The sequence below is a fragment of the Streptomyces violaceorubidus genome (assembly GCF_000717995.1).
In the GTDB taxonomy this organism is placed as follows: domain Bacteria; phylum Actinomycetota; class Actinomycetes; order Streptomycetales; family Streptomycetaceae; genus Streptomyces; species Streptomyces violaceorubidus.
On sequence record NZ_JODM01000045.1, the window covers coordinates 1 to 19,430 of the forward strand.

At 70.2% G+C, this 19,430-nt stretch carries 16 protein-coding genes; 11 read left to right on the forward strand and 5 right to left on the reverse strand.

The features are described from left to right. Positions 1-120: 120 nt before the first annotated feature. Positions 121-1,449, reverse strand: coding sequence for an FG-GAP repeat domain-containing protein (locus IE94_RS0131955; protein ID WP_030191315.1), 1,329 nt, complete (start codon positions 1,447-1,449; stop codon positions 121-123). Positions 1,450-1,584: 135 nt separating this feature from the next. Further along, positions 1,585-3,867 carry a (Fe-S)-binding protein gene (locus IE94_RS0131960; RefSeq protein ID WP_030191317.1) on the reverse strand — a complete coding sequence of 761 codons (2,283 nt, stop codon included), beginning with the start codon at positions 3,865-3,867 and terminating at the stop codon, positions 1,585-1,587. A 378-nt stretch (positions 3,868-4,245) separates the two neighbouring features. On the opposite strand from IE94_RS0131960, the gene dnaK reads away from it, so the two are divergent. From dnaK to IE94_RS0131990, 6 genes are all read left to right on the forward strand, one after another. Then, on the forward strand, positions 4,246-6,102 hold the full coding sequence (gene dnaK / locus IE94_RS0131965; RefSeq protein WP_030191319.1) for a molecular chaperone DnaK: 1,857 nt from the start codon (positions 4,246-4,248) through the stop codon (positions 6,100-6,102). Then, the gene (gene grpE, locus IE94_RS0131970) at positions 6,099-6,776 is read left to right on the forward strand and encodes a nucleotide exchange factor GrpE (protein WP_030191321.1); all 678 of its coding nucleotides are present in this window, start codon (positions 6,099-6,101) and stop codon (positions 6,774-6,776) included. The genes dnaK and grpE overlap by 4 nt, the downstream gene beginning before the upstream one ends. Before the next feature lie 42 nt (positions 6,777-6,818). Further along, entirely contained in the window at positions 6,819-8,009 is a 1,191-nt protein-coding gene (dnaJ, locus tag IE94_RS0131975) for a molecular chaperone DnaJ (RefSeq protein ID WP_030191326.1), read from the forward strand. Between the two features lie 4 nt (positions 8,010-8,013). Further along, positions 8,014-8,469: a heat shock protein transcriptional repressor HspR gene (locus IE94_RS0131980; protein WP_030191328.1), complete on the forward strand. Its 456-nt coding sequence runs from the start codon at positions 8,014-8,016 to the stop codon at positions 8,467-8,469. A gap of 194 nt (positions 8,470-8,663) precedes the next feature. Further along, positions 8,664-9,782: a sugar ABC transporter substrate-binding protein gene (locus tag IE94_RS0131985; RefSeq protein ID WP_030191331.1), complete on the forward strand. Its 1,119-nt coding sequence runs from the start codon at positions 8,664-8,666 to the stop codon at positions 9,780-9,782. A gap of 149 nt (positions 9,783-9,931) precedes the next feature. Next, a complete protein-coding gene (locus IE94_RS0131990; RefSeq protein WP_030191333.1) occupies positions 9,932-10,969 on the forward strand; it encodes a helix-turn-helix transcriptional regulator in 1,038 nt (345 codons plus the stop codon). On the opposite strand, the gene IE94_RS0131995 is transcribed toward IE94_RS0131990, so the two are convergent. Continuing rightward, a complete protein-coding gene (locus tag IE94_RS0131995; protein WP_030191343.1) occupies positions 10,932-11,924 on the reverse strand; it encodes a helix-turn-helix transcriptional regulator in 993 nt (330 codons plus the stop codon). The two genes, IE94_RS0131990 and IE94_RS0131995, sit on opposite strands and share 38 nt — an antisense overlap. 21 nt (positions 11,925-11,945) lie before the next feature. Beyond that, the gene (locus IE94_RS0132000) at positions 11,946-12,890 is read right to left on the reverse strand and encodes a helix-turn-helix domain-containing protein (protein WP_030191345.1); all 945 of its coding nucleotides are present in this window, start codon (positions 12,888-12,890) and stop codon (positions 11,946-11,948) included. A gap of 170 nt (positions 12,891-13,060) precedes the next feature. On the opposite strand from IE94_RS0132000, the gene IE94_RS36365 reads away from it, so the two are divergent. The 5 genes from IE94_RS36365 (at position 13,061) to IE94_RS0132025 (ending at position 18,050) form a co-directional block, all read left to right on the forward strand. After that, complete coding sequence (locus tag IE94_RS36365) at positions 13,061-13,261, forward strand: hypothetical protein (protein ID WP_063829758.1); 201 nt, start codon at positions 13,061-13,063, stop codon at positions 13,259-13,261. Positions 13,262-13,264: 3 nt separating this feature from the next. After that, on the forward strand, positions 13,265-13,600 hold the full coding sequence (locus tag IE94_RS0132010; RefSeq protein ID WP_030191346.1) for a Rieske (2Fe-2S) protein: 336 nt from the start codon (positions 13,265-13,267) through the stop codon (positions 13,598-13,600). 283 nt (positions 13,601-13,883) lie between these two features. Beyond that, on the forward strand, positions 13,884-16,481 hold the full coding sequence (gene clpB / locus IE94_RS0132015; RefSeq protein WP_030191348.1) for an ATP-dependent chaperone ClpB: 2,598 nt from the start codon (positions 13,884-13,886) through the stop codon (positions 16,479-16,481). Positions 16,482-16,650: 169 nt separating this feature from the next. Then, positions 16,651-17,187, forward strand: coding sequence for a YbjN domain-containing protein (locus IE94_RS0132020; RefSeq protein WP_030191352.1), 537 nt, complete (start codon positions 16,651-16,653; stop codon positions 17,185-17,187). Positions 17,188-17,495: 308 nt separating this feature from the next. Further along, positions 17,496-18,050, forward strand: a complete 555-nt coding sequence (locus tag IE94_RS0132025; RefSeq protein ID WP_030191354.1) for a Uma2 family endonuclease — start codon at positions 17,496-17,498, stop codon at positions 18,048-18,050. A gap of 39 nt (positions 18,051-18,089) precedes the next feature. Here the strand turns inward: IE94_RS0132025 and IE94_RS0132030 are convergent, their stop codons facing one another. Continuing rightward, complete coding sequence (locus tag IE94_RS0132030; protein ID WP_030191356.1) at positions 18,090-19,295, reverse strand: pyridoxal phosphate-dependent aminotransferase; 1,206 nt, start codon at positions 19,293-19,295, stop codon at positions 18,090-18,092. Between the last annotated feature and the right edge of the window lie 135 nt (positions 19,296-19,430).

Consider the following 19,430-nt stretch of genomic DNA (forward strand, 5'->3'; position numbering starts at 1 on the left):
AGAGGCTCAAGCCGGGCCCACTGGCCATTCGTCAGATCCCCACGTCTCACAGGACGTGATCATCAACGAACAAGATCCACTTTCGCAACAGGCCCTAGGGGCCGTACGGCGGCCGGTCCCCTACGGGGTCAGGAACTGCGACGTGGAGAAGGTGACCGCGGCCCGTTCCGTCACCAGGCCCTTCGCCGTGCCCCGGTGGACCTCGACGGAGTCCTCCGTGTCGCCCCGGTAGGTGCGCACCACCAGGTCCGCGAGGCCGTCGCCGTCGAAGTCGCCGGCGGTCAGCACCTGGGTCGTGCCGGTCGCCGCCGGCCGCACCGTGGCCGTGCCCCGCGTGGTGGGGCCGTTCGCGCGGCCGGGGTGCACGCGTACGCCGGAGCCGCTGGTGACCAGGTCGCTCAGGCCGTCGCCGTCGAAGTCGGCGGCGTCGAGCGTGGTGCCCGGGACGTCGAGGGTGCCTCCCCCACTGCTTGATGCGCGGGAGGCGCCCCCAGCCGCGGTGGGCAGGTCGTAGCGCATCGCGATGCCGTCCGGGGTGCCCACGGCGGCGTCGGGCGCCTTGCCCCTGCCGAAGGCGCCCAGTGCGATGTCGACGCCGGTGGGCAGGGTGGCCCCGGTACGGGCCGGGCCGTCGGGACCGCCGAGGACGACGGCCGCCTTGCCGGGGCCCGTGGAGGTGCGGACGACCAGGTCGTCGTATCCGTCGCGGTTCACGTCGGCGGCGGGGCCGGTCGGCGCCTCGCCGGGGGAGGGGATGGGCGCGCCGGCCTTCCGGGGGGCGCCCTCGCGGGTGAAGGGGCCGTGCAGGTAGCTGAGGCGCCCGCCCGAGGCGTGGACGACCAGGTCCTGGGCGCCGTCGCCGTCGAAGTCGCCGCACACCGGACGCTCGGGCCAGTCGTTGCCGTAGCGGGCCCGGTCGGGGACGGTCAGCAAGGCGGCGCGGCCGGTCGGGCCGGAGGGGGAGCCGAAGAGGAGCTGGAGGGGGACCGGGGGGCGGCCCTGGCCGTCGTAGGGCGGGTCGGTGGTGACCACCAGGTCGGTGAAGCCGTCGCCGTCGAGGTCGCAGCTCGCCTCCGCCTCGAAGACGGCCGGCGACTGGCCGTCCACCGGCGCCGCGTGCTTCTCCGGCGTGAGCAGCTGCCGCGCTCCCGGCACCAGTCCGCGAGCCGAGCCGTAGACGATGCCGATGCCCGCGTCGTCGGCGTGGCTCTCCGCCTTGACCAGGTCGTCGAGGACCAGGTCGCGGTGGCCGTCGCCGTTGAAGTCGTCGGGGACCTCACTGCCCTCGCCGTGCGGGACGGGGAGCAGGGCGGGGGCCCGGGCGGCGCGTACGGGGGTGGGGGCGGCGTCCTCGGCGGCGGGTGCCGGGCCGTGGCCGCAGGCGGTGAGCAGCAGCAGGCAGCCGGCGGCGGCCGTGCCGCTCAGGGTGCTTCCTCGCAGGCGCCGCACCGTTCACCTCGTCCGTATCGACCCGTACCACCATCACCGACAACGACCCGGTCATCATGCACGCGTTCGACAAACGGCGACACCCCCGGGTTCCGTACGGGACCCGGGGGTGTCGGTCGTGCGGGTGAGCGGCGGCTACTTCACCGGTTCCGGCGTCGGCTCGTTCTCCGGCTCCGGCTCGCCGGTCGGGTCGGCCGGGGTCCTGACGGAGTCCAGCAGGAGCTGGGCGACGTCGACGACCTGGATGGACTCCTTGGCCTTGCCCTCGTTCTTCTTGCCGTTCACGGAGTCGGTGAGCATGACGAGGCAGAAGGGGCAGGCGGTGGAGACGATGTCCGGGTTGACGGACAGGGCCTCGTCGACGCGCTCGTTGTTGATGCGCTTGCCGATCCGCTCCTCCATCCACATCCGCGCGCCGCCGGCGCCGCAGCAGAAGCCCCGCTCCTTGTGGCGGTGCATCTCCTCGTTGCGGACGCCCGGGACGGCGGCGATGATCTCGCGCGGCGGCGTGTAGATCTTGTTGTGGCGGCCCAGGTAGCAGGGGTCGTGGTAGGTGATGATGCCCTCGACCGGGGTGACCGGGAGCAGCCTGCCCTCGTCGACGAGGTGCTGGAGCAGCTGGGTGTGGTGGACGACCTCGTAGTCGCCGCCGAGCTGCGGGTACTCGTTGCCGAGGGTGTTGAGACAGTGCGGGCAGGTGGCGACGATCTTCTTCGCCGACCTGGGCTTCGCCGACTCGGGGACCACCTTGCCGTCCTCGTCCATCTCCTCGCCGAAGGCGGCGTTGAGGGACATGACGTTCTCCATGCCGAGCTCCTGGAACAGGGGCTCGTTGCCGAGGCGGCGGGCGGAGTCGCCGGTGCACTTCTCGTCGCCGCCCATGATCGCGAACTTGACGCCCGCGATGTGGAGCAGCTCGGCGAAGGCCTTGGTGGTCTTCTTGGCGCGGTCCTCCAGGGCGCCGGCGCAGCCGACCCAGTAGAGGTACTCGACCTCGGTGAGGTCCTCGATGTCCTTGCCGACGACCGGGACCTCGAAGTCCAGCTCCTTGAGCCACTCCAGGCGCTGCTTCTTCGCCAGGCCCCAGGGGTTGCCCTTCTTCTCCAGGTTCTTGAGCATCGTGCCGGCCTCGGAGGGGAACGCCGACTCGATCATGACCTGGTAGCGGCGCATGTCGACGATGTGGTCGACGTGCTCGATGTCGACCGGGCACTGCTCGACGCAGGCGCCGCAGGTGGTGCAGGACCACAGGACGTCCGGGTCGATGACGCCCTGCTCCTCCAGGGTGCCGATCAGCGGGCGCTCGGCCTCGGCGAGGGCGGCGGCCGGGACGTCCTTCAGCTGCTCCTCGGACGCCTTCTCCTCGCCCTCCATGGTCTTGCCGCCGCCGGCCAGCAGGTAGGGGGCCTTGGCGTGCGCGTGGTCGCGCAGGGACATGATCAGGAGCTTGGGGGAGAGCGGCTTGCCGGTGTTCCAGGCGGGGCACTGCGACTGGCAGCGGCCGCACTCGGTGCAGGTGGAGAAGTCGAGCAGGCCCTTCCAGGAGAACTGCTCGACCTGGGAGACGCCGAAGACGTCGTCGTCGCCGGGGTCGGTGAAGTCGATCGGCTCGCCGCCCGAGGTCATCGGGAGCAGCGGACCGAGCGCGGTGCCGCCCTTCGCGTCGCGCTTGAACCAGATGTTGGGGAAGGCCAGGAAGCGGTGCCAGGCCACGCCCATGTCGGTCTTCAGGGCGACCGTGATCATCCAGATGAAGGAGGTCGCGATCTTCAGTCCGGCGAAGAAGTAGACGAGGTTCTGGAGCGTGCCGAGGTCCAGGTCCCCGAGCGCGGAGACGACCGGGTACGAGATGAAGAACGACGCCTCGTAGCCGTCCACGTGGTGGAGGGCGCCCTCCAGCGCGTGCAGCATGAAGATGCAGACGCCGACGATGAGGATGACGGCCTCGACGAAGTACGCCTGGCCGAAGTTGGAGCCTCCGAAGCGGGACTTGCGGCCCGGCTTGCGCGGGTGGCTGAGCTGCCGGACGACGATCAGGACCAGGATGCCGAGCACGGTCATGGTGCCGATGAACTCGACGAAGACGTTGTACGGCGCCCAGTCGCCGATGACCGGCAGGATCCAGTCGGCCTGGAAGAGCTGGCCGACGGCGTTGACGATGGTCAGCAGCAGGGAGAAGAAGCCCACCGCGACGAACCAGTGCGCCACACCGACGATGCCCCAGCGGTTCATCCGGGTGTGGCCGAGGAACTCCCTGACCACGGTGACGGTGCGGTCCACGGGGTCGTTGGTCCGCGTTCCGGCCGGCACCGGCTGGCCCAGCCGCATGTAGGTGAAGATCTGCAGGACGGCGCGGCCGAACAGTGCGACGCCGACCACGATCAGGACCAGCGACACGATGATCGCGGCGAGTTGCATTTGGGGGCTCCTCGGGCCTGCGAGGTTGCGAGGGGGCGGTATTACTAAGCGGTAACTTATTCAGTCCGTTCGAGAGTACCCCCATCCTCTGCCGCACTGTAGTCGGACGTGCGGTGATCTGCGTCGCTGAGGCAACCCTGACCCCCGCGCGTCCCACGGCCCGCGCGGGGCGGCCGGAGTCCCGGCCGATGCGTCCTTTCGGGTGGCGATTTTTCCGGTTCATCGGGCCGCGGTTGCGAGGAATCCCCAGGTCGGCGGCTCATTGCGCGTAAGGAACGGATAAGAGTTGAGTCCGCTCGACTCACGTCTGTTGACCCATCGCCGGGTGTCGTGCACACTTGAGCCTGTTCCACTCAAGTCAGCTGGAGGTTATTCACCATGGCACGTGCGGTCGGCATCGACCTGGGCACGACTAACTCCGTCGTCAGCGTTCTGGAGGGCGGCGAGCCCACCGTCATCACCAACGCCGAGGGCGCCAGGACCACGCCGTCCGTCGTCGCCTTCGCCAAGAACGGTGAGGTGCTCGTCGGCGAGGTGGCCAAGCGCCAGGCGGTCACGAACGTCGACAGGACCATCCGCTCGGTCAAGCGCCACATGGGCACCGACTGGAAGGTCAACCTGGACGGCAAGGACTTCAACCCGCAGCAGATCAGCGCCTTCGTGCTGCAGAAGCTGAAGCGGGACGCCGAGTCCTACCTGGGCGAGAAGGTGACCGACGCGGTCATCACCGTCCCGGCGTACTTCAACGACGCCGAGCGCCAGGCCACCAAGGAGGCCGGTGAGATCGCGGGCCTCAACGTCCTGCGCATCGTCAACGAGCCGACCGCCGCCGCGCTGGCGTACGGCCTGGACAAGGACGAGCAGGTCATCCTGGTCTTCGACCTCGGTGGCGGTACGTTCGACGTCTCGCTGCTGGAGATCGGCGACGGTGTCGTCGAGGTGAAGGCCACCAACGGTGACAACAACCTCGGTGGTGACGACTGGGACCAGCGCGTCGTCGACTACCTGGTCAAGCAGTTCCAGTCCGGCCACGGCGTGGACCTGGCCAAGGACAAGATGGCGCTCCAGCGTCTGCGCGAGGCGGCCGAGAAGGCCAAGATCGAGTTGTCCTCGTCCACCGAGACCACGATCAACCTCCCCTACATCACGGCCTCCGCCGAGGGCCCGCTGCACCTGGACGAGAAGCTCACCCGCGCCCAGTTCCAGCAGCTGACCTCCGACCTGCTGGAGCGCTGCAAGACGCCGTTCCACAACGTCATCAAGGACGCCGGCATCCAGCTGTCCGAGATCGACCACGTCGTCCTCGTCGGCGGCTCCACCCGTATGCCCGCCGTCGCCGAGCTGGTCAAGGAGCTGACCGGCGGCAAGGACGCCAACAAGGGCGTCAACCCGGACGAGGTCGTCGCCATCGGCGCCGCCCTCCAGGCCGGTGTCCTCAAGGGCGAGGTCAAGGACGTCCTGCTGCTCGACGTCACCCCGCTGTCCCTCGGCATCGAGACCAAGGGCGGCATCATGACCAAGCTGATCGAGCGGAACACGACGATCCCGACCAAGCGCTCGGAGATCTTCACCACCGCCGAGGACAACCAGCCCTCCGTGCAGATCCAGGTCTACCAGGGCGAGCGCGAGATCGCGGCGTACAACAAGAAGCTCGGGATGTTCGAGCTGACCGGTCTGCCGCCGGCGCCCCGCGGCGTCCCGCAGATCGAGGTCGCCTTCGACATCGACGCCAACGGCATCATGCACGTGACCGCGAAGGACCTGGGCACGGGCAAGGAGCAGAAGATGACCGTCACCGGCGGCTCCTCGCTGCCGAAGGACGAGGTCGACCGGATGCGCCAGGAGGCCGAGAAGTACGCGGAGGAGGACCACGCCCGCCGCGAGGCCGCCGAGTCCCGCAACCAGGGCGAGCAGCTCGTCTACCAGACGGAGAAGTTCCTCAAGGACAACGAGGACAAGGTCCCCGGCGAGGTGAAGACCGAGGTCGAGGGTGCCGTCGCCGAGCTGAAGGAGAAGCTCAAGGGCGAGGACACCGCCGAGATCCGCACCGCCACCGAGAAGGTCGCCGCCGTCTCGCAGAAGCTGGGCCAGGCCATGTACGCCGACGCCCAGGCCGCGCAGGCCGCCGGCGGCGAGGCCCCGGGCGCCGGTGCCGGCGCCGAGGGCAAGGGTGCCGACGACGACGTCGTCGACGCCGAGATCGTGGACGACGAGCGCAAGGACGGTGCCGCGTGACGGAGGAGACCCCGGGTTTCGACGAGAAGCCCGACGTCCCCTCCGGCGCCACCCCTGACGACGCCGAGCCGCAGGCCGCCTCCGAAGAGGGGGCGGCCCCGGCCGGGGACGCGAGCGAGAACGCGGGCCTGCTGGCCCAGCTGGACCAGGTGCGCACCGCGCTGAACGAGCGGACGGCGGACCTCCAGCGCCTCCAGGCCGAGTACCAGAACTACCGCCGCCGGGTGGAGCGGGACCGCGTCGCGGTCAAGGAGGTCGCCGTGGCGAACCTCCTGTCCGAGCTGCTTCCCGTGCTCGACGACATCGGGCGCGCCCGGGAGCACGGCGAACTGGTCGGTGGCTTCAAGTCCGTCGCGGAGTCGCTGGAGACGGTCATCGCCAAGATGGGCCTCCAGCAGTTCGGCAAGGAGGGCGAGCCCTTCGACCCGACGATCCACGAGGCCCTGATGCACTCCTACGCGCCGGACGTCACCGAGACGACGTGCGTGGCGATCCTGCAGCCCGGGTACCGGATCGGCGAACGCACCATCCGCCCCGCGCGGGTGGCGGTCGCCGAGCCGCAGCCGGGTGCCCAGACGGTCAAGCCGGCCGAGGCCGGTTCCGAGGGGCAGGACGCCTCCGACACGGAGGACGACGCCGGGACCAAGGAGAGCGGTGGCCCGGACGAGGGCTGAGCTTGACGTGACGAGGAAGCCGAGGAAGGAGGGACGTCGGGGATGAGCACGAAGGACTTCATCGAGAAGGACTACTACAAGGTTCTCGGCGTCCCCAAGGACGCCACCGAGGCCGAGATCAAGAAGGCGTACCGGAAGCTCGCCCGCGAGAACCACCCGGACGCCAACAAGGGGAACGCCAGGGCGGAGGAGCGCTTCAAGGAGATCTCCGAGGCCAACGACATCCTCGGCGACCCCAAGAAGCGCAAGGAGTACGACGAGGCCCGCGCCCTCTTCGGCAACGGAGGATTCCGTCCCGGGCCGGGCGCCGGCGGCGGCACCTTCAACTTCGACCTGGGCGACCTCTTCGGAGGCGGCGCCCAGGGCGGGGGCCAGGGCGCCGGCGGCTTCGGCGGCGGCCTCGGCGACGTCTTCGGGGGCCTGTTCAACCGCACGGGCGGCGGGCCCGGCGCCGGCACGCGCACGCAGCCGCGGCGCGGGCAGGACATCGAGTCCGAGGTGACCCTCAGCTTCACCGAGGCCATCGAGGGCGCGACCGTGCCGCTCAGGATGTCCTCGCAGGCGCCCTGCAAGGCCTGTTCGGGCACCGGCGACAAGAACGGCACGCCGCGCGTGTGCCCGACCTGCGTCGGCACCGGCCAGGTCGCGCGGGGCTCCGGCGGCGGCTTCTCCCTCACCGACCCGTGCCCCGACTGCAAGGGCCGCGGCCTGATCGCCGAGGACCCCTGCGAGGTCTGCAAGGGCTCCGGACGCGCCAAGTCCTCGCGGACGATGCAGGTCCGCATCCCCGCCGGGGTGTCGGACGGGCAGCGCATCCGGCTGCGCGGCAAGGGCACGCCGGGCGAGCGGGGCGGTCCGGCGGGCGACCTGTACGTGGTCGTGCACGTCAAGGAGCACCCCGTCTTCGGCCGCCGGGGCGACAACCTCACCGTCACCGTCCCGGTCACCTACGCCGAGGCGGCCCTCGGCGGCGAGGTCCGGGTCCCGACCCTGGGCGGTCCGCCCGTCACGCTCAAGCTGCCGGCGGGCACGCCCAACGGCCGCACCATGCGGGCCCGGGGCAAGGGAGCGGTCCGCAAGGACGGCACCCGCGGCGACCTCCTGGTCACCGTGGAGGTGAGTGTTCCGAAGGATCTGACGGGGAAGGCTCGTGACGCACTGGAGGCGTATCGCGAGGCGACCGCGGACGAGGATCCGCGGGCGGAGTTGTTCCAGGCCGCGAAGGGAGCTTGACGGAATGGACGGTCGTCGACGCAACCCGTACGAACTGACCGAGGACACCCCGGTCTACGTCATCTCGGTGGCGGCCCAGCTCTCCGGCCTGCACCCGCAGACGCTGCGCCAGTACGACCGCCTCGGCCTGGTCTCCCCGGACCGCACGGCCGGCCGCGGCCGGCGCTACTCGGCCCGCGACATCGAACTGCTCCGACAGGTCCAGCAGTTGTCGCAGGACGAGGGCATCAATCTGGCCGGAATCAAGCGCATCATCGAGCTGGAGAACCAGGTCGCCGAGCTCCAGGCACGCGCGGCCGAGCTGGCCGCAGCCCTCGACGGAGCGGCCACGGCGATGCGCCAGCGCGAGGCCGCCGTACACGCGTCGTACCGCCGTGACCTGGTTCCTTACCAAGAGGTACAGCAGACCAGCGCCCTGGTGGTCTGGCGGCCCAAGCGCCACGGCCAGCCCTCGGACTGACCGGCGGCACAAGGGAAACGGCATCGCAGGCCCCGGAGGACCGACGCGTCCTCCGGGGCCTGTTCACAACGGTGCAGTCTCATTGGTCCAGTACTTCTTGACGATTTGGTGAAGACAGCGTTGGCTTCCCTTCACCTGGGTCATCCGGGTCACCTCGGTTCCAGCCAAACCCGTGTGTCGGAAGGTCCAGCGCAGTGAGCAGCCGTGCCCGTCGAACCGCCCTGTCCGTGGCCGCGTCCCTGATGACCTTCTCGCTCGCTTCCTGCGGCGTGCTGGGCGCGTCGGAGAGCAGCGACGACGCGAGCCCGACCCAGGGCAACGACCTGCTGGTCGGGTTGCTGCTGCCGGAGAAGGAGAACACGCGGTACGAGCAGTTCGACTACCCCTTCTTCAAGAAGAAGATCGGTGAGCTCACCCGGGACGAGGGCATCGTCAAGTACGCCAACGCCGAGGCCAGCGCCACCAAGCAGGCCGACCAGCTGCAGCAGATGATCGAGGACAAGGTCGACGTGATCGTCCTCGACCCGGTCGACGCCCACGCCATCGGGGACGGCGTGCGCAAGGCCAAGGACGCCGGCATCCCCGTCATCGCCTACGACCGGCTGGCCGAGGGCCCGGTCGACGGCTACATCTCCTTCGACAACGAACTGGTCGGCGAGGTCCAGGCCCGCTCCCTCATCGAGGCGCTCGGCGGCGACCCGGGCAGCTCCGAGAAGATCGTCATGATGAACGGCTCGTCCATCGACCCGAACGCCAAGCAGTTCAAGGCGGGCGCGCTGTCCGAGCTGAACGGCAAGGTGACGATCGCCCAGTCCTTCGACACCAAGGACTGGAAGCCGGAGAACGCCGAGGCGAACATGGCCGAGGCGATCAAGAAGATCGGCAAGGACGACATCGCGGGCGTCTACTCGGCCAACGACGGCATGGCGGGCGGCATCATCAAGGCCCTGGAGGACGCGGGCGTCACCGACCTGCCCCCGATCACCGGCCAGGACGCGGAGCTGGCGGCGGTCCAGCGGATCGTCACCGGCGAGCAGTACATGAGCGTGTACAAGTCCTACCCGCAGCAGGCCGAGAACGCCGCGGAGATGGCCGTGGCGCGGGTCCAGGGCCGGGACATCCAGTTCGACGCGCTCGCCCGCGACAAGGTGGACAGCCCCACCCAGAAGGGCGTGCCCGCCCAGCTCGTCCCCGTCGTCGCCCTCACCAAGGCCAACATCGAGGAGACGGTCGTCGCCGACGGCTTCTACAAGGTCACCGACATCTGCACCGCCAAGTACGCGGACGCGTGCGCGGAGCTCGGCCTGAAGTAGCCCGTGTGTCCTTCCGGTTCCACCCTCGGGGCATTCCGGTCGTAACCGGCTCCTTTCGGTCTTTGAGCGGGGCCAAGCCGTGTTGCGGAGCCGGTCCGGGCCGCGCATAGTTGCGCTGCGGAAGAGCCGGAACCGGGGGTGGATGGGCGATGGCCGGGCACGGGGCTCAGGAGCACCCGCACGGGGCCGAGCGGCTGTGCGCGGCCGGGGACCGCGTGTACTCCCGGGCCGTACGGCGCGGAAGGGTGCCGCGCCAGGACGCCGAGCCGGTCCCCTGCCTCCTGGAACTGGCCCTGCTGCACCCGGACCCCGACGACATGGACTGGCTGGTGCCCACCTCCCCGCAGGAGGTCATGACCCGGCTGCTGCGCGGCGTCCACGACGAGGTCAGCGCCAGTCAGCGGCGGGTGGGTTCGGCCGTGGAGGCCTTCGAGTGGTACGCGGACCTGGGCAGGCTGCTGCAGTCCCCGGCCGGCACGGAGGGCACGGCGATCCGGGTGCTCGACGGCCTGTCCCGCATCCAGGCCGCGATGGACGAGGCGACGCAGGCCTGCACGACGCAGGTGCTCACCGTCCAGCCCGGCGGCATCCGGCGCGAGCACGAGCTGTCCGAGGGTCTGCACCGGGCGCTGGCGCTGCGCGGGCGCGGGGTGCGGATGCGGGACCTGTACACGCACGTGGCCCGGCACGGGCAGGGCCTGCTCAACTACCTCGAACTCATGGGTGACGCGGTGGAGGCCCGCACCCTGGACGAGGTCATCGACCGTCTCATCCTCTTCGACCGCACGGTCGCCTTCATCCCCGCCAACACCGACCGCACGATGGCCCTGGAGCTGCGCCACCCGGCCCTGGTCGCCTACCTGGTCACGGTCTTCGAACGCCTGTGGCGGCTGGCGATCCCCCTGACCGCGCCGCTGCCCGCCACCGGCATCGAGGGCATCTCGCACCGCGAGCAGTCCATCGCGGCGCTGCTCGCCGAGGGCCACCAGGACGCGGTGATCGCGGAACGCCTCGGCATCAGCGTCCGCACGGCCCGCGCGCACATCGCCCGCCTCTCGGAGACCCTGGGCGCCGCCAGCCGCACGCAGTTGGGCGTCCGGATAGCCCAGGCCGGTCTGGACGGCTCCCCGCGCGCCTCCGCGGCCCCCGTCATCCTTCCCGGTCGAGAATCCCCGACCGCCCGATGAGATAGCCGAGTTGGGCCCTGCTCTCGCTGCCGAGCGTGGCGGCGAGCTTGGCGATGTGGACGCGGGCGGTGCGCACGTTCATCCCGAGGCGGTCGGCGATGTCGCCGTCGGTGTGGCCTTCGACGAGCAGGGCGGCTATGGCGCGCTGGCGGGGCGTGATGCCGTTGAGGGTGGGCTGGTGGACGGCCTGGGGGTACATGGGCGTGGCGAGGTGCCACAGCCGGTCGAAGGTGTTGACGAAGTAGGCGATCAGGGCGGGGTGGCGGACTTCGAGGGCCATCGTGCGGTCGGTGTTGGCCGGGATGTAGGCGGCGGAGCGGTCCACGACGATGAGGCGGTCGGTGACCTCGTCGAGGGTGCGGGCCCGCACGTCGCCGCGCAGGCGCTCGTAGCGGGCGAGCACGGTGGGAGCGTGGCGCAGCGTGTGCTGGTAGAGGGTCCGGATGCGGCCGCCGCGGTCGAGGAGCGCCTGGTCGCGTTCCAGCGCGGCCTCGTGGACACGGGGGTCCGGACCGATGTGGGTGCTGTGGGGCTGGATCGTCAGGACCTGGTCGGTGGCCTCGGCCATGACCTCGCCGATCGTCCGGTCGATGCGCTCCTTGCCGCTGAGGAGCCTGAGCACGGCGCTCTCCCCGGCCGTCGACGGCGACGAGGCGCGCACGAACGCCGTGAAGGTCTCGGCCAGCCGTTCCTCCCGGCGGCGTTCGTCGGCGATCCGCTCCTGCGACGTACGCAGCAACCGGTGCAGCGCGACGACCGGCGGTACGGGCTCCAGCCGGTCGGGGGCGTCGAGGGACGGCTGGAGCAGCCCGAAGTCGAGCAGGCAGGGCGTCGCGGCGGTCTCCCGCTCCGTGACCCGGCCTTCGTCCAGGGCGCGTCGGTACAGCAGCGTCCCCGCGGGGCACAGCTCCTCGGGGCCGTGCTCGGGGTGCGGGGCGCGCGCCTGTGCCGTCATGCGAGGGTCTCCGGTCGGCCTTCAGTCGTCCTGTTCCAGGATGCCGGACTGGGCTATGAGGTAGCCGAGCTGGGCGCGGCTGCCGCTGCCCAGGGCCCCCGCCAGCTTGGCTATGTGCGCCCGGCAGGTGCGCACGTTCATGCCCAGGCGGCGGGTGATGGCCTCGTCCACGTGCCCTTCGACGAGCAGCTTGGCGATCGAGTGCTGGATCTCCGTGATGCCGTCGGGTGCGGTTTCGTAGGGAGCCCCCGTGCTCAGCGGCACCGCGCGGGACCACATGAACTCGAAGACCTTGATCAGGTACCGGACGAGACCCGGGTGACGCAGTTCCAGAGCCACCTGCCGGTCGTCGCGGGTGGGGATGAAGGCGACCGTCTCGTCACAGATGATGAGGCGCTCCACCAGCTCGTCGATCGTCCGGTACTCGACCTTGCCGTCGGAGAACTGGGACACGTACCCCAGCGTTTCCGGGCTGTACCGGGCCGTGTGCTGGTAGAGGGTCCTGATGCGTACTCCGCGGTCGAGCAGCGGTTTGTCGCGTTCGAGCCCCTGCAGCAGCGTGTGCTCCAGGCGGCGACTGCTCGGCTGGACGGTGAGCATCTCCGAGCGGCACTCGGCCGTGGCCAGGTCGAGTGCCGCGTTGATGCGGTCCAGCCCCTCCAGGACCGCTATCGAGTGCGTGTTGGTGGTGGTGTGGGCGCCGAGTGCGAGGAAGGGTTCGAAGGCGTCGGCCAGTTCGATCGACGCGCGCCGGCGTTCGGCGATCTCCCGCTCGATCGAGTTGAGCCGCTGGGCCAGGGCGATGGACGGAGGCACCGGGCGCAGCCAGTTCGCGTCGTCCGGATCGGGGTGCAGCAGGGCGAACTCGATCAGGCACGGCACGGCTTCCGCGTCCTGCCGGGCCACCCGTCCGAGGCGCAGGGCGGCCGAGTAGAGACGGCTGCCCTCCTCGCACAGTTCGGACATCGCATGGGGATGTGGTGCTTTAGTCCGATTCGCTATCAAATCTCCACCCCCCAGGGTCCTGAACGTGCAGGAACATGATGCACCGATTGTGTGGCCATGACGTGCCCGAATGAGCCATCGTCTTATCCGACGGGGGAAGAGGGGACCTTCAAGTGAGGACGAAGCCGATTATGCGCAACACATTGCTTCGCTCGGTGCTTGCTGCCGCCTTCTCCGTCGTCGTGGCCGTCGGTGCGCTGACCGGTCTCAGCGGCGCGAAGGCTGAGACGCGGGCGGACAGTACCTGGGGAATGACTGCTACCACGGTTGCTTCGAGCGCGCCGGGTGCGGAGCACGCTCCGCTCGGCGAAGACGACAGCACCTGGGGCTGAGTGATGACGACTCCACCCGACGGCCGCTCCTTCCGTCGTGAAATGGCCACCGCCTACCGCTCCGGCTGGCACTTCATCGACCTGGTCACCGCGATCCCGCACGCCGGTGACTCCCTGATGGTGACCGTCTTCGGTGAGCCGGTCGTCGTCACGCTGGACGAGGACGGCGACGTGCGGGCGTACCGGTGTCTGCGGCGGCCTCGGGGGGCGCCGCAGCCTGTGCGGTGTGCCATCCGCTACGGAATGATCTTTGTGAACCTGGACCAGCGGGACCACCGGCTCGAGCAGCCGGAGATCCCCGATGTGAGGACCATCTCGGCCACCCCCCGCAGTGCCTGACGCGATTCCCCCGTCGTAACAAATCGCTCAGGTGCTTCCCCCCGGCAGCGGCGTCACCGTGACCTGAACACGGTGACGCCGCTGTCGCATGTGCGGACATCTCGGCATACCCGCCGGTTCCGCAGCTGGCCGAAAAGACTCTCGTGCCGTGTCATGGGGACACGTGTCCCTTCTCCCTTGAGTGGAATAGACTCAACTTTGTGTAGGTTGTAGGAGTCAGCACTGGGAGACATGGAGACAAGGCCGGACCGCCGACGGCCGACGCGAGGAGGAGAGCCAGAACGTGGACGCCGAGCTGACCAACCGGAGCCGTGACGCGATCAACGCGGCCAGCAACCGTGCCGTGACCGAGGGGAACGCCGACCTCACCCCGGGCCATCTGCTGCTGGCCCTGCTCCAGGGGCAGGACAACGAGAACATCACCGACCTGCTCGTCGCCGTCGAGGCCGACCTCGCCGCCGTGCGCACCGGCGCCGAGCGCATCGTCGCCGGGCTGCCCAGCGTGACCGGGTCCACGGTCGCGCCCCCGCAGCCCAGCCGTGAGATGCTCGCCGTGGTCGCCGACGCCCAGGCCCGCGCCAAGGAGCTCGGGGACGAGTACCTCTCCACCGAGCACCTGCTCCTCGGCATCGCCGCGAAGGGCGGCGCGGCCGGTGAGGTACTGGAGGGGCAGGGAGCCAGTGCGAAGAAGCTGCAGGAGGCCTTCCGCAAGGCGAGGGGAGGGCGCCGGGTGACCACGCCCGACCCCGAGGGCCAGTACAAGGCCCTGGAGAAGTTCGGCACCGACCTCACCGCCGCCGCCCGGGACGGGAAGCTCGACCCCGTCATCGGACGCGACCAGGAGATCCGGCGGGTGGTCCAGGTGCTCAGCCGGCGCACCAAGAACAACCCCGTGCTCATCGGTGAGCCCGGCGTCGGCAAGACCGCCGTCGTCGAAGGGCTCGCCCAGCGGATCGTCAAGGGCGACGTGCCCGAGTCGCTGAAGGACAAGCGGCTGGTGGCGCTGGATCTCGGCGCCATGGTCGCCGGGGCCAAGTACCGCGGTGAGTTCGAGGAGCGGCTGAAGACCGTCCTCGCCGAGATCAAGGACTCCGACGGGCAGGTCGTCACCTTCATCGACGAGCTGCACACCGTCGTCGGCGCCGGCGCCGGCGGGGACTCCGCCATGGACGCCGGGAACATGCTCAAGCCGATGCTCGCGCGCGGCGAGCTGCGCATGGTCGGCGCGACCACGCTCGACGAGTACCGGGAGCGCATCGAGAAGGACCCCGCCCTGGAGCGGCGCTTCCAGCAGGTGCTGGTCGCCGAGCCGACCGTCGAGGACTCCATCGCCATCCTGCGCGGGCTCAAGGGCCGCTACGAGGCCCACCACAAGGTGCAGATCGCCGACAGCGCCCTGGTGGCCGCCGCGAGCCTCTCCGACCGGTACATCACCTCCCGCTTCCTGCCCGACAAGGCCATCGACCTCGTCGACGAGGCCGCCTCCCGGCTGCGCATGGAGATCGACTCCTCGCCCGTCGAGATCGACGAGCTCCAGCGCTCCGTCGACCGGCTGAAGATGGAGGAGCTGGCGATCGGCAAGGAGACCGACGCCGCCTCCCTGGAGCGCCTGGAGCGGCTGCGGCGCGACCTCGCCGACAAGGAGGAGGAGCTGCGCGGCCTCACCGCCCGCTGGGAGAAGGAGAAGCAGTCCCTCAACCGGGTCGGCGAGCTGAAGGAGAAGCTCGACGAACTGCGCGGGCAGGCCGAGCGCGCCCAGCGCGACGGCGACTTCGACACCGCCAGCAAGCTGCTGTACGGCGAGATCCCCACCCTGGAGCGCGACCTGGAGGCCGCCTCCGAGGCCGAGGAAGAGGTCGCCCGGGACACCATGGTCAAGGAGGAGGTCGGCGCCGACGACATCGCGGACGTCGTCGCCTCCTGGACCGGCATCCCCGCCGGGCGCCTCCTGGAGGGCGAGACGCAGAAGCTGCTGCGCATGGAGGACGAGCTGGGCAAGCGGCTCATCGGCCAGACCGAGGCGGTGCGCGCCGTCTCCGACGCCGTACGCCGCTCCCGGGCCGGGATCGCCGACCCGGACCGCCCGACCGGTTCCTTCCTCTTCCTCGGCCCCACCGGCGTGGGCAAGACCGAGCTGGCCAAGGCGCTCGCCGACTTCCTCTTCGACGACGAGCGGGCCATGGTCCGCATCGACATGTCCGAGTACAGCGAGAAGCACAGCGTGGCCCGGCTGGTCGGCGCCCCGCCCGGATACGTCGGGTACGAGGAGGGCGGCCAGCTCACCGAGGCCGTGCGGCGGCGGCCGTACACCGTCGTGCTGCTCGACGAGGTGGAGAAGGCGCACCCCGAGGTCTTCGACATCCTGCTCCAGGTGCTGGACGACGGGCGCCTCACCGACGGGCAGGGCCGCACCGTCGACTTCCGCAACACCATCCTGGTGCTCACCTCCAACCTGGGCAGCCAGTACCTGGTCGACCCGACGAGTGGCGAGGCGGAGAAGAAGCAGCAGGTCCTGGAGGTGGTCCGGGCGTCCTTCAAGCCGGAGTTCCTCAACCGGCTGGACGACCTGGTGGTCTTCTCGGCGCTGAGCAAGGAGGAGCTGAGCCGGATCGCACGGCTCCAGATCGACGGCCTGGCCCGGCGGCTCGCCGAACGCCGCCTCACCCTGGAGGTCACCGAGGAGGCCCTCGGCTGGCTGGCCGAGGAGGGCAACGATCCGGCCTACGGCGCCCGCCCGCTGCGCCGCCTCGTGCAGACCGCGATCGGCGACCGGCTCGCCCGGGAGATCCTTTCCGGCGAGATCAAGGACGGCGACACGGTCCGGGTGGACCGCTTCGGCGAGGACCTGATCGTGGGACCGGCGAGCGGCAAGACGCTGTAGCGGGTCGCACGGCCCGCCCCGGCGACCCGTCCGACGGGTTGCCGGGGCCCCGAGGGGGTACCCGACTGGCCGGATCGAGTCAGCCGAGGGCTGACAGGCCCCGACGGGCTTGCCACCCCCCTCCCCGCATGAGGGAGGATGGCCGGATCCGTACGAAGGGAAATTCACGGTGAGCATCGACCCGTCCTCGATTCCGAACTTCGGGGGCAAGCAGCCCGAGCCGCAGCCCCAAGGACCGGCGGGCCCCGTCGTCCCGGATCAGGATCTTGTGAAGCAGCTCCTCGAACAGATGGAGCTGAAGTACGTCGTCGACGACGAGGGAGACCTCGCGGCGCCGTGGGAGCAGTTCCGCACGTACTTCATGTTCCGCGGCGAGGAGGACCAGCAGGTCTTCTCGGTGCGGACGTTCTACGACCGGCCCCACCAGATCGACGAGAAGCCGCAGCTGCTCGAGTCGGTCGACGACTGGAACCGGCGCACCCTGTGGCCCAAGGTGTACTCCCACACCCACGACGACGGCACGGTCCGCCTGATCGGCGAGGCCCAGATGCTGATCGGCATGGGCGTCAGCCTGGAGCACTTCGTCTCCTCGACGGTCAGCTGGGTGCGGGCCGCCATCGAGTTCGACCGGTGGCTCGTGGAGCAGCTCGGCCTGGAGCAGGACGTCAACGAGGCGGAGAAGCCGACCGACGAGGACGACGAGTAGTCCGCGCCCGCGGCCGAGTCGCCAAGAGCCCGGACCCCCGCACCGCGGAGGGTCCGGGCTCTCGTCGTCCCGGTGCGGGCGGGGGGCCCGGCCCGCCGGCGTCTTCAGCCGCTGCACCGCCTCCCGGAGGACCGGCGCCCTCATGCAGAACGCGAACCGCACGAAGGGCGCGCCCCCCTGCCGGCGGGCGTGGCCGCAGGCGACGTATGTCAGGTACTGCTTGGCCGAGCGGGCGTACAGCCCTGTCGCCGGGCTCGGGACACGGCGCTGTCCGCCGTATCCTGACCACACACGGGAAGGAGCCGTCCATGAGCCTCGACGCGATGGTGCACACCGAGTTCCCCAAGGGATACACGGTCCTGTTCGGAGCCGAGGGAAAGGTGATCATGACTCCGCAGAGCGAAGAGCACTCCAGCACCATCAGGTCGATGCAGATCGACTCCGCTCTCGCCCTCGGCCGTCACGCGAAGGTCATCTCCGACGTCTACATCGACTTCCCCGCCGACGAGAACTCCGCCCCTGACCTGGCGATCCTGCGCGAGGACGCTCACAAGGAAGGCAAGCGCTACAGCTTCGAGGACGTCCTGCTGATCTCCGAGGTCGTCTCGACCTCCTCCGCGCGCAAGGACTACGACGACTGCACCGCGAAGTACGGCCGCTACGGCATCCCGATCTACCTGGTCGTCGACCCGTACGCCCAGGAAGTCGTCCTCCACACCCAGCCGACCGCCACCGGTTACATCGCGGCACACACCCACAAGTACGGCACGGGCAAGCTGCCCGTCCCCCTGGCCGACGGCCGCACCTTCACCCTCGACCTCGACGAACTCCCGCGCCCGGAGCCCGAAGCGGACGCCCGCTGACGCAGGACTCCCGGTGCTGAGGCGGGACGCGTTCGAAGCTCAGTCCTTCCGCAGCCTGAGCAGTCGATCCGTTGCTTCCCGCAATACATCCGCCCGTTTGCAGAAGGTGAACCGCACGAAGGGTGCGCCCTGCTCCCGGTGGTCGTAGAAGACGGCGTTCGGGATTGCCGCCACCCCGCAGCGTTCCGGCAGGGTGCGGCAGAAGGCGAAGCCGTCGCGCTCGCCGAGCGGGCGGATGTCGGTGGTGACGAAGTACGTCCCGGCGGGCCGGTACACCCCGAAGCCCGCCTCGGCCAGCCCCGCCGCCAGCAGGTCCCGCTTCGCCTCCATGTCCTCCCGGTAGGCGGTGAAGTAGCTCTCGGGCAGCGCGAGCGCCTCGGCGACCGCGTACTGGAAGGGCCCCGAGGCCACGTACGTCAGGTACTGCTTGGCCGAGCGGACCGCCGTCACCAGGGCGGGCGCGGCGGTGACCCAGCCGACCTTCCAGCCGGTGAACGAGAAGGTCTTGCCGGCCGACCCGATGGTCACCGTGCGCTCCCGCATCCCCGGGAAGGACGCCAGCGGGATGTGTTCGGCCGCGTCGAAGACCAGGTGCTCGTAGACCTCGTCGGTCACCACCAGCAGGTCCCGCTCCACGGCCAGCTCGGCGATCGCCGCCAGCTCCGCGCGGGTCAGGACCGTGCCCGTCGGGTTGTGCGGGGTGTTCAGCAGCAGGAGCCGGGTGCGGTCGGTGACCGCGTCGCGCAGCTCGTCCAGGTCCAGGCGGAAGGACCGCTGCCCGGCTTCCCCGTGCGGGCGCAGCGTCACGGGCACGCGCGTACCGCCCGCCATCGCCACGCAGGCCGCGTACGAGTCGTAGTACGGCTCCAGCGCGACGACCTCGTCGCCGGGCTCCACCAGGGCCAGCAGGGCCGCGGCGATGGCCTCCGTGGCGCCCGCGGTGACCAGGACCTCGGTGTCCGGGTCGTAGGACAGGCCGTAGCGGCGCAGCTGGTGGTCGGCGACCGCGGCGCGCAGCTCGGGGACGCCGGGGCCCGGCGGGTACTGGTTGCCGCGCCCGTCACGCAGCGCCCGTACGGCGGCCTCGCGGATCTCCTCGGGGCCGTCGGTGTCGGGGAAGCCCTGACCGAGGTTGATCGCCCCGGTCCGCACCGCCAGCGCGGACATCTCGGCGAAGATCGTCGTCCCGAACTCAGCGAGCCGGCGGTTCAGGAGGGGACGGGCGCTGGAGCTCATCGAGGTCATGCCGGCCATCCTGCGCCGAAGCTCTGGACTTCCTCAACTCATCTTCGGCGGTGGCCACCGCACGGGGGAGGGACCGGCCCCGGGAACCCGTGGTCAGCCAGGCCCTGCCCAGCAAGCGCCGTTACGGCTTGGGCA